We start from the raw sequence: 12,971 nt of genomic DNA, 5'->3' as shown, positions 1-12,971 counted from the left end.
ACCTCTTGTTACTGCACAAAACGGCAACAGAAGTGGTGACAGGGATGGTTCGGGACCGGATCAAGACAGAGACGGGTCATGTCTGGAAGGATAACATCAATCTTCCAAGCTAATAGGTGCTTTGCTCTTTCATAAACAGTGCCGTTGACTTCATCCCCTGAAGGCTGTCCGAGAACCCCCTTTTCTCCAGCTCGGTGTTATTTCTGAAAGTAATGCTCACAATAATAAGGCTTTGATTACGCCTATTTTTCTATAATACCTTAAGGGTCACGGAAAAAATAAATTATCCAATCTTGCTAGTCTTTCAACTCAGTAACGTCGTCGCGTCAATGACTCAGTACAGCCTGTATGGAACCATTGACGCGACGACGTTACCAAACCGATATCCTACGCAATTTTTAGATGTTTATTATTTTCCGCGACCCTAAATTGAGAAAACTTGCCTATTCTCGGCCCCTCTCCCAACAAAGCACCTCAAGCGGCATTTCAGGGAGATTCGCCCATTCCGGCTAATCTCCCTGTTTATTTACAATGCCTGTTGTTCCTTTCCTGTTATTTCATTTTATTCTTCTCTTTTCCATAGAAACCCTTTCCAGCTTGAAACAGTTTCGTTATTTTGGGAGAAGCTATGAAATCATACAACCTCTTCCGTTCAAACAAGGTAACTGCTCACAGCGCACCCGATCTTTCCGCGATCAGCCTGTCTGAGGTATAACCATACACGCTTCACCAGTCTGCTTGCGTAAATACCAGGTTCCCTGCAACCAGTTACAACTATTTGATTGAATCGAAGTTACCAAAAAAGCTAACAATGCGAGGACAATAATCTCCTCGATAAGAGCGGAACTCAAAAAGACATGACAAACAAATACGTTGCCTATCTCAAAGAAATGGGTCCTGCATGGATCATCAGTGCAGTGGCCTGTGGCCCTGCAACTCTGGCCAGTGTATCCATTGCAGGTGCGACCTACGGCTACAGCATGTTGTGGGTAGTTATTCTCAGTGCGGTTTTTGGGACCACAGCTCAATATCTGGCTGCAAGGGTTGGTATTCTGGAAGGAAAAGGCATTATCACGGCAACAGAGCAACACCTTGGGAAAGTATGGGCATGGATTCTCACCATAGATGCCCTTCTGGCCACATGGCTCGCCGCCATGGTCCTGATGAGCGCACTATCAGGTATAACCTCTTTGATTACCGGTATAGATACACCATTCTGGGGCGTTGCATACGGTATTCTGATAGGACTCTTTCTGGTGCGCAAAGGGTACCGCACCTTTGAAACACTCTGCAAAATGCTGGTTATCTTTGTTGTTATCTGTTTTATTGCCACTCTGTTCATGGCTGATATTTCCATGCCGGGAATGGCCAGCGGACTATTGCCCAATCTACCGGGCGGCATTGATGCGGCCCTGATGATGGCTGCCATTATGGGAGGCGCTGTACATATCACCATTATCGGCATGCACACGTACAACACCAATGCTAGAAACTGGAAACCCAGCGACCTTGCATTAGCCAGATTCGATACCATTTCCTCCATGGGACTGGCTTTTGGGATATACAGTGTAGCCATTTTTCTTGTAGCAGCCTCAGTACTTCACCCCAATGGTATTACCATACGAAAAGCAACTGACGCAGCACTTGCCCTGCAGCCGCTATTGGGCGACAATGCCATGAGGATTTTCATGGCAGGCCTGTGGGGAGCAACCCTGTCCACACTCTCACCAACCTTTATGGCGGGTGCATATTTCATCTCCGACAAGATGGGCTGGGAACTCAATGTCCGTAATAAAGGCTTTGCAACTGCAGTCTTCATGGGCTGTCTTGTCAGCATGCTTGGCCCCTTCCTGAAAGGGAGCTTTTTTCTGCTCCTTCCACTTATGCTGGCCCTGGGGCTTACAGGCACACCGCTGATTATTGCGATTATTCTCTACCTCCTGAACAGGTCCGACTGCAAAGATCGCAATACCATGCTCCTGAACTCCATGGGCGGGCTCACCTTTCTGGTTACGACATTTCTGGCGCTCCGTTTTCTTCTGACCAAGTTCGGAATTCTGTAATGATCACAGGTGAAATTACACAGTACCTGAACAAACAGACTCTGCTGACAGGTGATGTCAATTCAGGCAAAAGCACTAAAACTGCAGCGATTCTGGAACAATTTCTGGCAGCTGGATATGGACCGGATATAGCCATACTGGATCTGGCACCTGACCCTGTGCAGGGGATTGGCGGCAAGCTTTCTTCAGGTACAGCCCCACCCGTGCTGTACCTGACAGGACGGATCGCCGCTCCCCGCCTCATGGGCAGGGATGCGACACACACCCTTGATCTGGCAAGGCAGAATGCACACACCATAGAAAAACTTTTTGCAGAACTGCAGCAACATTCCCGTGACATCCTGTTTATCAACGATGCCACACTCTATCTGCAAGCTGGAAATTATGACCTGTTTCTTGATATCCTGCAAAGCAGTTCCACCAGGATTATCAATGCCTATTATGGCAACGCCTTTGACGATTCAGAACTGACCAGGCGAGAAAGGCAGCTGACTGAGCGTCTTATGGCAAACAGTGAGAGAGTCATCCAGCTTTAGGGCCGCGGAAAAAATAATTTATCCAATCTTGCTTGTCTCTCTGTTCATTCACAGCGCTGCGTCAATCGCTCAATACAGCCAGTATGGAACCATTGACGCAGCGCTGTGAATGAACAGATATTCGTAACTACTCATAGGGGAAACGGATAAAATTGAAACTCCCCCGTATTTGTAACTGGTTACAGGGTGCCTGAGGTTTTCGTAATCAGCCTGGCGCAGCGTATTGGATCATACGCAAGCCAGGCTGATCGCGGAAAGATCAGGTGCACTGTGAGCAGTTACCGATATTCTACGCATTATTTGGATACTGCGCCCCTTAAACGGCCTGATCCATCATACTGACGCGAACTTCCTGCTTTGTACAGATCTTTCCTGGCCAAGATGCAGGCAGGACAACGATGCTACTCCAATCAGTCCTAAAATAAGCACAACAACCCCATGCCAGTGCCAGTGGGCAAAGACGTACCCGCCCAGAGTTCCTGAAATACTGGATCCCAGATAGTAAGAAAAGAGATACAGAGATGAAGCCTGGGCCCGTGCCTGTCTGGCGAGATGCCCCACCCAGGAAGACGACACTGAATGTACGCCAAAAAATCCTATGGTAAAAATAACAATGCCGAAAATGAGCACGACAAGAGCTCCGCTACATGTCAATAGCAATCCCCCGGCCATGACCGCCAACGAAACAAACAAAATCCGGCTGCGACCGTATTGATTCACCAGATTCCCCATGACAGTAGAACTCACAGCACCGAAGGCGTAGGCAAAAAAGATCAGGCCCACCTGGGTATGTGTCAGGTTAAACTCCACACCAAGCAGGCGAAAAGTAATATAGTTGTACATGGTAACAAATCCACCCATGCAGGCAAAGGCAATCAGATAGAGATGGAGTAGCCCCGGATTTTTCAAGTGTCCCACAAGAGATCTGGAAAGTGACATCAGCTTGAATGGCTGACTGCGAAAATTACGCGATCCCGGGATAAGCACCAAAAAAATTATCCCACACACAAGGCTGATCAGGGCTATAACGGCTACTGCTGATCGCCAGGAGAGATAATCCGCCAACCAGGCTGTCAGAAGACGTCCTGTCATACCTCCCAGGGCATTACCTGCAATGTAAAGCCCCATTGCACTTCCCAGCGCTTTGGGCTCGAATTCATCATTGAGATACGCCATGGCCACAGCTGGTATACCCGCGAGAATTACGCCCTGGGCCAGACGAAGGGCAAACAGAAGAGACAGTGAATCACTGATAACAATGCCCAATGCCAATATCGGTGCACAGATAATCGCTACACTCATCAGAATTTCTCGTCCTATGGCATCGGACAATGAACCCGAAAGAGGGAGCGTGAAGGCAAGCGAGAAGGTGGCGCATGAAAGCGAAAGACTGGCGATGGCGGGTGAAATGCCATACTCGCTGACAAGATTTGGAAAGAGCGGTTGAAAATCGTAGAGAGTGGCAAAAGTGACAAATCCAGCTAAAAAAAGAGCCAGATTCGCAATATAATACTCCCTGCTTCCCTTGCTGATAAGCGTATTATTCATAATCAGTACCCCATGATGATTTGAAAAATAAGGTACTTGCTATATATCCATAAGTAAAATATATTGTTTTTATATTTATAATATCTTTTTTTCATAGACACGCCATGGATATCCGACAACTTCGAGTGTTTGCCGCTGTTGCTGAACAGCAAAATTTCACACGGGCCGCTGAAACGCTACACATTGCCCAGCCTGCTGTAAGCATTGCCATCCGTAAACTGGAAGAGGAACTTGAGTTGACCCTCCTGAACCGGCAGGAAAAAAAGGTCACTCTGACCGCAGAGGGACAGAGCCTGCTGGACCACGCCAGAAGAATTCTGGACAATTTAAGGGTTGCTGAAGAGGATATGGCCGAGCTTAAAGGTCTTGGGCGTGGTGAAGTCAAAATTGGTATTCCACCGATGATGAGCGCACATTTCTTTCCGCGGATCATCATGGAATTTCGCAAGCATTACCCTGATCTCAAGGTAGTTGTCAGCGGTGAAGGATCGGCAAGTATTCACAACATGATCAGTCAGGGTGAGATAGACATCGGTGTAATTGCTGATCACAAAATTGCCTCAGGAGTCGGCCACCAACACTTCTTACGCGAGGAGATCGTTATCTGCGTTCCCAGAGAACATCCTTTTGCAGCTCTGGAAAAGGTTACCCTGGCGGACTTTTTCAGCCAACCATTGATTCTCTACACCCCGGGATACTATATGCGTGAACTCATGGATGGCCTGGTAAAAAAAACCGGACACAAAACAGATGTTGTCTTTGAGACAAATCTCTTTTCCCTGGTTCGTTCAATGATCAAGGAGGGAATGGGAATCTCAACGTTCCTCAAAATGGTGGTTTCCGATGATCCTGATCTGGCAGCGGTATCCTTTCATCCACCACTTTTCCTGGACCTTGATATTGCCTGGAAAAAAAACAGACACCTCTCCAAGGCAAACCGGGCTTTTATTGATTTTTTGATTGAGTATACGCAACAGTAATCTTTTTCATGAAAAACTGATAATATTGATGTCAATTTTAGAGATCTTTAGGACACAAGGGTCACGGAAAACAATAACTATCAAAAAATAGTGCAGGATATCGGCTCATTCCCATGAGTTAAGAGACCAACAAAATTGGATAATTAATTTTTCCGAAGCTCAAAATAAGCCTAATATTATACTCAATGTACAGGCAGCCTGTATCTTGCGATTTTTGGCTACCTGCATTACAAAAAATCAATCGTTCTCATCCTCCTCAACAAAAAGTATTTTTCCGTTCCCGGAATCAATAGTTATTTCAACAATCTCTTTTTCAGAGGTTACAACTTCTATATTATAAACCAAAAAATTATCTTCATCAGTGAGCTCAACTTTTAAGACGTCTCCATGCACCCGTTGAGAAGCTATCGACATTGCTTCTTCCATGTTAATCTTTGCAAGTTTTGGATAAGATGACTCTGGTTTACTTACCATAATTGTTCCAGAAATTGATTTATCATATCTCTCTGACGACAGAGCATATACAGCCAAGCTGGTCGTTTCCAATAACAAACATACAGTTAAAGATAATGCAAAAGTAAATCCAGCAGTTTGTTTTGCTTTCATTTTTTCCTCCAATGATTTGATGTGTTTTATTTTTGATTTACACATACTCTACCCTAGCCTTATGAAGGTATTATGAATTTTCACATTATTTTCAAAAATATTTTTAATATACATACAGCCACGAATACAGGAGTTGATGTTACTATGATTCTCTATACCGAGACAGACAATACCAAAAAAGGATTTCTGCGAGGATATACACAAGCCCTTCTGCCCACACAACATCACTAAGAAAATGAGCTCCTTGCAAAATCCTTACAGCTCCAACAAGCAGACCAAAACACAACCCGAGATTAAGGGAAAACAAGGCAACAGTTCCGGATCTTTCCCGAAAAATGAACCATGGAGGCATGTCCGGAGAAAAAAGAGCTATTTTTTTCATTGGTCCGGGAGTCCAGAATTGAACAAACTGGTAATCGCCCTCCAAAGCTCTTCAATTCTCGTGTCCTTGGCCTTCCCATATCGCCGTTTACAGTTGTTAATAAAACGCAATCATATAGCCCTTAGTTCCAGTTGAATCAACAGCATATGGTTGAGGAAGAAAGGAGTGCCATCGCTTGTATTCTTCAATTCCTGTGATAAGAACAGCTCGCCCCTTATGTTTTTTCAAGAGCACTCTCGCCTGAACAAGACCAAGCTTTCTATACATTGCATCATCATGATGCAGCCCATACTCTAACTCCCCAGCATTTTCAACAAGATACACATCATCCCTCCCAAGGTTCCAGCACACTGCTCTAATCATATCCTCACCTGATAGCACTATCATGTCTTTTGTAATATCTTTTACATGAAGACGAATTATCCGGCCTGGATCATTGATCTTTAATGCAATATCCGGGATGGCAAAATGCGCAGAAAACAGAAGAACAGCAAAGGATAATCCAAAGAGGGTTACTTTATATATGGATGAACGTGTTGCTCGAGCAATTACAAGCAGCAGTATCAGAGAAGTGATCCCTTCAATCAGCAGTAGCCATTTCCATGTATATTGAAATAGCTTGAGTTGATGTGCATAACTCACCTGGAGCGCGGTGAGTGATACCAAGGCGATGCAACCGAGAAAGAGATAGAAGACTATCGCCGATTGCAGGTGTTTTTTTTCTTGTGATCCTGGAGAGAGCCACCATTCCAGTCCATGGGACATAAGAATGGCCAAGGGAGGAAAACAAGGCAGAATATAGGTAATGAGCTTACCTTTTGATATTGAAAAGAAGAAAAATGGCAACAGAAACCAACAGAGGCAATATTGAAGCATCCTTTTGCGCCTCCCTGTTGCCGATTCTTTTTGGCGCATCCCATGCCAATACGCTGGAATGAGAAACGTCCAGGGGATAAACATAGCCGGAAGAACTAACAGAAAATAATAAAAAGGCTGGCTGTGCTGGGCGGAGTCAGAGAGAAAGCGGCGTACATGCTCGTTCCAGAAAAAATAGTTCCAGAAATCAGGTTCTCTCAAGTGGATTAACACTGCCCATGGCAAACTGACCAACAGTGCCCCGGCAAATGGCATCCAGAGCATTCGTATGGTATCTGTCCATCGCTTTTGCATGCACAGGTAAGGTGCAACGGTCAGGACAGGGACGACAAAGGCAAGAAATCCTTTTATGAGAAAAGCGCAACCTGCGCATAGTCCAGCAGCAAATAATAAAAGTTTTTCCTCTGTTGAGCCAGGCTGTTTTTCGGTTCCGAAAAAAAAGAACACCAGGGTTGCTGTTAAAAATAATGTAAGAGGGAAATCGAGAACAGCAAATGTACCGATGGCAGCTGTACCAAGTGAGGTGAGAAAGATGAGCACAGCAAGAAATTGCAGGTGTCGATCCTTTGCCGCCTGGCTGCACAAAAGGTAGATCAACAGGGCTGTCAAGCCGGCAGCAATGGCCGAAGGCAATCGAACGGCAAAATTATTTTCACCAAAAATAAGCAGTGAGGCTGCACTCAGCCAATACCCCATAACCGGTTTTTCAAAATAGTCTAAGCCATTTATACGGGGGACGACCATATCACCGCTGGCAAGCATTTCACGTGGCACTTCCGCGTATCTGGTTTCGTCCGGGCTGAAGAGCGGCCTGGTTTGCAAGGGTACAATATATAACAACACGAATAAGGCCACTAAGAAGAAGGGCTGCATTTTTTCAAACATGGCTCTCTTCTCCTTGCATCCCTTGGAAAGATACCCAGCCTTCTCTGCCACTGATGCTACCTTTGGTCAAGGATGCTACCGCAGGATTTGGATAGAAATCCAACAGGTCTCCAAGAGGGACGAAGAAAATATTCTGCGCCAGAGCTTTCTTGAGAAATTCTGCGAACACATCCAGGCAATAAATACCTTCAGCCTCGGCATGGATGGTTAAAACATTAAGCTGTTCCGGGTGAAAGAGAGACAGCAAATAGTCATTATAGCTTGTCGCGCTTATTCCCTTTCGACTAATCAGCTCGTCGTAGGTGGGGAGAGTAACCGGGATCTGTGGTTGACGCAGCTGTACGCCATTCACAAGGGGGGCAAAGATTGAAGTGCCGCGACAATCAGTGTTGTAACGAAAACCAAGGCTTTCTTTTTCTGTCAGCACCTTATCCACACAACGCCAGCCTGGAGCCGCAGAGCACTTCACCGCCTGGCCTGTAATCGCTTCTAATTCCTTTTTGCCTTTTTCCAGATCACGCCGAATGGCTTCAGTCTGCATTTTTTGAATACATGTCTGCCAATGGTGGTGATCCCAAGCATGCAATCCGATTTCATGACCATCTTCAGCTGCAGCCCGGATGATAGCAGCACACCTGCGCCCTATCCTGGGCCCTGGCCATAGGGTTCCACGTAGGAGGATGTTCCAGCCATATAGATTGGGAGCATTGCTTCGCAGCATCTTGGACAAAAATGCAGGGCGGAGAAGCCTCCAAAGATGGCGGCCCATGTTATCCGGACCAACGGAAAAGAAAATAGTTGCTTTAAGCCCTTGTTTTTTCAACACATTAAGAAGAGCTGGAACTCCCAGTCGCGTGCCGCGCAGGGTATCCACATCGATGCGCAATCCAGCAAGGCAATCTACATCTGACATGCTATCTCCTTAGCTTCCAATGCCTGCTGGAGAAAGTAGTCCAGGGTCTCTTCGATGGATTGTTCCAGCGATACCTGCGGGTACCAGCCAAGTAACTGGTTGGCAAGTTTTATAGAAGGTTTTCGGTGCAGGACATCTTCATATCCATCACCATAGTAGAGCCTGCTTTCCACCTTACGGATGCCAGCCAAGGAAGGGAAATTATCCCGCAGCGGATGCTGCTCAAATTTGTTGGTCAGAATTTGGGCCAGCTCACTGATACTTGCTTCATTATCAGGGTTGCCGATATTAAAAATTCGGCTATCGCAGCAGTTGTCTTTGTTTTCAATGATATTAAACAGGCACTCAATACCATCTTTGACATCAGTAAAACATCGTTTCTGGCTCCCGCCGTCTACCAGGTTGATCGGTGTACCTTCAACCAGGTTAAGTATCAACTGGGTGATCACCCTTGAGCTGCCGATTCTTGCTGACTCCAGGTTGTCGAGCCGCGGTCCGATCCAGTTGAATGGCCTGATAAGAGTGAACTGCAAACCTTCCTTCTTGCCATATGCCCAAAGGACCCGATCAAGCAGCTGTTTACTGCATGAATAGATCCAGCGCTGCTTATGTATTGGGCCAAGAATTAAATGTGAGCGCTCCTCATCAAACTCTTCTTCGTCGCACATACCATAGACTTCTGATGTGGAGGGAAAGATGATGCGCTTGTTGTATTTTGCACAATATCGTATGATTCGCAGGTTTTCTTCAAAGTCGAGTTCAAATACACGAAGTGGATTACGAACATATTCAGCCGGAGTCGCAATAGCTACCAATGGGAGAATAATGTCACATTTACGGACATGATATTCTATCCATTCGCGATGGATCGAAATATCACCTTCTCGAAAGTGAAAATCAGGATGTGTCAATAACCGTTCGATGGAATTGCTCGCCAGATCCATGGCATGTACTTGATATCTGCCGCTTGCAAGCAGACGTTCACTGAGATGATTGCCGATAAACCCATCTGCTCCAAGAATAAGTACATGTTTTTTGCGCCAAAGCTCACTCAGCGTTGCTTTTTTTCTGCCAAAACACATTCCTTCTGACAGGTGCAGGTCGCGGCTCAGCTGATCACCGTTTACGTATAATCCGTTTTCCTGTTGCCCGGAGATGACTTGCACTGCACCCTGTTGGCAATTGATGACCAGAGGGTTGGTTTGCAATACAGTACCAATCGGTTGTCTGGGATCACCATCAACCGGGTCAACTTTCCAGAAAAAGATCTTTCGATTCCCCAGAAAGCTGAAAGCACCTGGATACGGGCTTGTCAGCGCGCGAACAAGATCATGTACCTGACCTGCCTCCATGCTCCAGAGTATTTCTCCATCCGCAGGAGTTCGTCTGCCAAAATAACTGGCAAGCTTATGATTCTGCACTGTTCTTGGAGCTGTGCCTTCACGGAGAAGCGGCAGGCAGTGATCGAGTAATTGTTCTGCGCCCTTGCCAAGTTTTTTATACAGAGACAGGGCGGTGTCATCCTTGCTGATGGCAATGCGCTCCTGTCCGACAATATCTCCATTGTCCGGTTGAGGTGTCATGTAATGCAGGGTCACTCCGGTTTCCTTTTCCCCATTAATCAGGACCCAGTTTACTGGGCAGCGGCCGCGGTATTTAGGCAAGAGTGATCCATGGAGGTTAAGGCAACCCTTTTTCGGAATCCCCAAAATTTCTTTCCCGACCATTGAACGGAAATAGAAAGAGAAGACGAAGTCCGGAGCAAGTGCACGGATTCGGTTTACCCAGAGAGGATGATTGATATCTTCCGGGGCGTAAAGTTCAATTCCTTTGTCTGCCGCTAACTCAGCCACAGAATCGAACCAATGGTTTTCATTGGGATCATCGCGATGAGTAAAAATTGCTTGAATTTCAAAGCCCTGTTTCAACAGCGCTTCAATCCCTATGCAACCAATATTATGATAAGCAAGGACAACGACTTTCATTTTTTCTTTCCAAAATATGTATGTTTTTTTCCACAACTGCCACAGGGAGATTTCTTTGTGAAAAATGCGGGTTTGTATGCAACGCTGTTACATCCTCAGGCCCTAAGATTACCTGCTCAACAAAATATCGAGGTCGTTTGCGGACATCGTGATACATTCGGCCGATATATTCTCCCAGAAGGCCAAGAGCGATGAACTGGCTTCCGCTGAAGACAAAGAGTACGGCAAAAAGCGTAAACACTCCCTCCGCCGCCCAGCCGGCTCCCATAACAAAACGCATAATCAGCAGAAAAAATGCGAAGGTTATACCAAAGGCGGCCAACAATGTTCCGAGTATGGAGAGTAATCGCAGAGGAAAGGTTGACATGGAGGTCAGGAGATCGAACTGCAGTGAAATCAATTTAAAGAGAGAATACTTGGAACACCCTTCTTTTCGAGACTCATGGCGGACGGAGATTTCAGCTGTTTTCCTGGCAAAGTTATTGGCAAGGATGGGAATGAAAGTAGAGTGTTCCCGACATTGCAGCATTGCCTGCACAATGGAACGTCGGTACGCCCGAAGCATGCAGCCATAATCATGCATCGTGACACCAGTACCCCGACGTACAAGCGAGTTGACCAGGCTGGACGACATTCTTCGAAATAGAGTATCCTGCCTGTTTATGCGGACTGTGCCGACCACGTCCACTCCGTTGTCCATGGCCTGAAGGAGTCGGGGAATTTCTTCCGGAGGATTTTGCAGGTCAGCGTCCAGTGTGACAACGACTGAACCTCTGCTTTGTGCCAATCCTGCAAAGACTGCTGCATGTTGGCCATAGTTGCGATTCAGGAGAATTCCGATGAGTTCCTTGATAGTTTGTCCGGCCCGGATGATAACATCTGTTGATCCATCACTACTGCCGTCATCTATCAGGATGATCTCAAAATTACGTTTTGTCTGCCTGCAGACGTTTACACAGCGTTCAATCAATTCATCCAGGCTCTCGACCTCGTTGAAAACCGGAATGACGACTGAAAAATCAAGTTGTTTATTCATGCAGCCAGTACCTCTTTAATGGTAGCAACCACATTATCTACATCATCCATGGTCATGCTAGGAAAGAGTGGTAACGAACAGATTCGATTTGAATTCCATTCCGTCTCCGGCAGTGTTCCTGTAACCTGAGGCATGGTGGTTCTGTAATAGCGTTGCTCATGGACAGCCCGGAAATGCAGGCCGGTACCTATATTTCGTTGTTTCAGCATATCCATGAAGACATCTCTGTCCATTTTTGCCTTTTCTGTATCGAGGCGGACAATAAAGAGGTGCCAGGCGTGACGACTGGTCTCTTTTGTTGTGGTTAAAGGCAGAATTTCTTCGATCTCGGAGAGTTGTTCCAGGTAACGTTCTGCGAGTCGGGTTCTCTTATCGATAAAGTGGTCAAGACGCGTGAGTTGCCCCAACCCCAGAACAGCTGCGATATCGGTCATGTTGTATTTGAATCCCGGTTGCAGTACTTCTGCCTGAGGGAGCCTTCCCTGCTGATTACGGTCATGGGCATCCACAGAAAGTCCGTGAAATTTCAAGGCGCGAATTGTCTGAAGCAATTCCTCATCATCTGAGCAAAACATTCCACCTTCTCCGGTGGTCATATTTTTGATGGGATGGAAAGAAAAGATTGAGGTGCCCTTGCTGCCTATCTTTTGCCCCTTGTACTCTGTTCCGGCGGCATGAGCAGCGTCTTCCACTACCGTAATCCCCCTCTTTCGAGCCAATTGATGTATTCCATCCATATCAGCTGCACCTCCTGCGAAATGCACAGGTAGTATCAATCTGGTCTTATCGGTAAGCAACGGTTCTATAGTTTCCGGGGTAATGGTAAGAGTATCCCCGTCTACGTCTACAAAGACAGGCGTGGCCCCAGCCAACACGATCATGTTCACAGTGGAAACCCAGGTCATGGAAGGTGTTATAACTTCGTCCCCCGGACCGATATCCATCGCTGTGAGCAAGAGATGCAGGCCCGCTGTAGCAGAAGTTAGAGCTACAGATCCATTTGCTTCGCAATAACAGCTAAATGCAAATTCAAAAAGGATCGTATTCGTTCCAGTAGTAATCCAGCCGCTACGCAGGACATCTGCTACTGCTGCGATCTCTTCTTCACTGATCGATGGCTGAGAAAATGGTAAAAATTGTTTTCGCATATTGTATCGAGTT

The 12,971-nt window shown here is 46.3% G+C and carries 10 protein-coding genes; 3 read left to right on the top strand and 7 right to left on the bottom strand.

Annotation, left to right across the window (positions count from 1 at the left end; all coding sequences use genetic code 11):
* Positions 1–857: 857 nt before the first annotated feature.
* Both G493_RS31380 and G493_RS0125660 read left to right on the top strand, forming a co-directional pair.
* A complete protein-coding gene (locus G493_RS31380) occupies positions 858–2,063 on the top strand; it encodes an NRAMP family divalent metal transporter (RefSeq protein ID WP_051309964.1) in 1,206 nt (401 codons plus the stop codon).
* Positions 2,063–2,599, top strand: a complete 537-nt coding sequence (locus tag G493_RS0125660; RefSeq protein ID WP_028582637.1) for a P-loop NTPase family protein — start codon at positions 2,063–2,065, stop codon at positions 2,597–2,599. Before G493_RS31380 ends, G493_RS0125660 begins: the two co-directional genes overlap by 1 nt.
* A 333-nt stretch (positions 2,600–2,932) precedes the next feature.
* Here G493_RS0125660 and G493_RS0125655 read toward each other — a convergent pair whose 3' ends face one another.
* On the bottom strand, positions 2,933–4,147 hold the full coding sequence (locus G493_RS0125655; protein ID WP_028582636.1) for an MFS transporter: 1,215 nt from the start codon (positions 4,145–4,147) through the stop codon (positions 2,933–2,935).
* A 104-nt stretch (positions 4,148–4,251) separates the two neighbouring features.
* Here G493_RS0125655 and G493_RS0125650 point away from each other — a divergent pair, with 104 nt between their 5' ends.
* On the top strand, positions 4,252–5,127 hold the full coding sequence (locus tag G493_RS0125650; protein WP_028582635.1) for a LysR family transcriptional regulator: 876 nt from the start codon (positions 4,252–4,254) through the stop codon (positions 5,125–5,127).
* 237 nt (positions 5,128–5,364) lie between these two features.
* On the opposite strand, the gene G493_RS32795 is transcribed toward G493_RS0125650, so the two are convergent.
* The 6 genes from G493_RS32795 to G493_RS0125615 form a co-directional block, all read right to left on the bottom strand.
* Positions 5,365–5,733 (bottom strand): PepSY domain-containing protein, encoded by a 369-nt coding sequence (locus tag G493_RS32795; RefSeq protein WP_051309962.1) that lies wholly within the window; start codon positions 5,731–5,733, stop codon positions 5,365–5,367.
* A gap of 478 nt (positions 5,734–6,211) precedes the next feature.
* Positions 6,212–7,876, bottom strand: coding sequence for a phospholipid carrier-dependent glycosyltransferase (locus G493_RS0125635; protein WP_028582633.1), 1,665 nt, complete (start codon positions 7,874–7,876; stop codon positions 6,212–6,214).
* Positions 7,869–8,789 carry a 4-deoxy-4-formamido-L-arabinose-phosphoundecaprenol deformylase gene (arnD, locus tag G493_RS0125630; protein ID WP_028582632.1) on the bottom strand — a complete coding sequence of 307 codons (921 nt, stop codon included), beginning with the start codon at positions 8,787–8,789 and terminating at the stop codon, positions 7,869–7,871. The genes G493_RS0125635 and arnD overlap by 8 nt, the downstream gene beginning before the upstream one ends.
* Positions 8,777–10,774: a bifunctional UDP-4-amino-4-deoxy-L-arabinose formyltransferase/UDP-glucuronic acid oxidase ArnA gene (gene arnA / locus G493_RS0125625; protein ID WP_028582631.1), complete on the bottom strand. Its 1,998-nt coding sequence runs from the start codon at positions 10,772–10,774 to the stop codon at positions 8,777–8,779. Before arnA ends, arnD begins: the two co-directional genes overlap by 13 nt.
* Positions 10,746–11,810 (bottom strand): glycosyltransferase, encoded by a 1,065-nt coding sequence (locus G493_RS31375; protein ID WP_084813777.1) that lies wholly within the window; start codon positions 11,808–11,810, stop codon positions 10,746–10,748. The genes arnA and G493_RS31375 overlap by 29 nt, the downstream gene beginning before the upstream one ends.
* The gene (locus G493_RS0125615; RefSeq protein WP_028582630.1) at positions 11,807–12,958 is read right to left on the bottom strand and encodes an aminotransferase class I/II-fold pyridoxal phosphate-dependent enzyme; all 1,152 of its coding nucleotides are present in this window, start codon (positions 12,956–12,958) and stop codon (positions 11,807–11,809) included. Before G493_RS0125615 ends, G493_RS31375 begins: the two co-directional genes overlap by 4 nt.
* Between the last annotated feature and the right edge of the window lie 13 nt (positions 12,959–12,971).

This window comes from Desulfogranum japonicum DSM 18378, assembly GCF_000429945.1.
Lineage (GTDB): Bacteria > Desulfobacterota > Desulfobulbia > Desulfobulbales > Desulfobulbaceae > Desulfogranum > Desulfogranum japonicum.
This window is presented reverse-complemented; position numbering and strand designations above follow the sequence as displayed.

Bases quoted from the DNA above. Each gene is read 5' to 3' on its own strand.
- G493_RS31380 (WP_051309964.1), top strand. From the start codon at position 858: ATGACAAACAAATACGTTGCCTATCTCAAAGAAATGGGTCCTGCATGG.
- G493_RS0125660 (WP_028582637.1), top strand. From the start codon at position 2,063: ATGATCACAGGTGAAATTACACAGTACCTGAACAAACAGACTCTGCTG.
- G493_RS0125655 (WP_028582636.1), bottom strand. From the start codon at position 4,147: ATGAATAATACGCTTATCAGCAAGGGAAGCAGGGAGTATTATATTGCG.
- G493_RS0125650 (WP_028582635.1), top strand. From the start codon at position 4,252: ATGGATATCCGACAACTTCGAGTGTTTGCCGCTGTTGCTGAACAGCAA.
- G493_RS32795 (WP_051309962.1), bottom strand. From the start codon at position 5,733: ATGAAAGCAAAACAAACTGCTGGATTTACTTTTGCATTATCTTTAACT.
- G493_RS0125635 (WP_028582633.1), bottom strand. From the start codon at position 7,876: ATGTTTGAAAAAATGCAGCCCTTCTTCTTAGTGGCCTTATTCGTGTTG.
- arnD (WP_028582632.1), bottom strand. From the start codon at position 8,789: ATGTCAGATGTAGATTGCCTTGCTGGATTGCGCATCGATGTGGATACC.
- arnA (WP_028582631.1), bottom strand. From the start codon at position 10,774: ATGAAAGTCGTTGTCCTTGCTTATCATAATATTGGTTGCATAGGGATT.
- G493_RS31375 (WP_084813777.1), bottom strand. From the start codon at position 11,810: ATGAATAAACAACTTGATTTTTCAGTCGTCATTCCGGTTTTCAACGAG.
- G493_RS0125615 (WP_028582630.1), bottom strand. From the start codon at position 12,958: ATGCGAAAACAATTTTTACCATTTTCTCAGCCATCGATCAGTGAAGAA.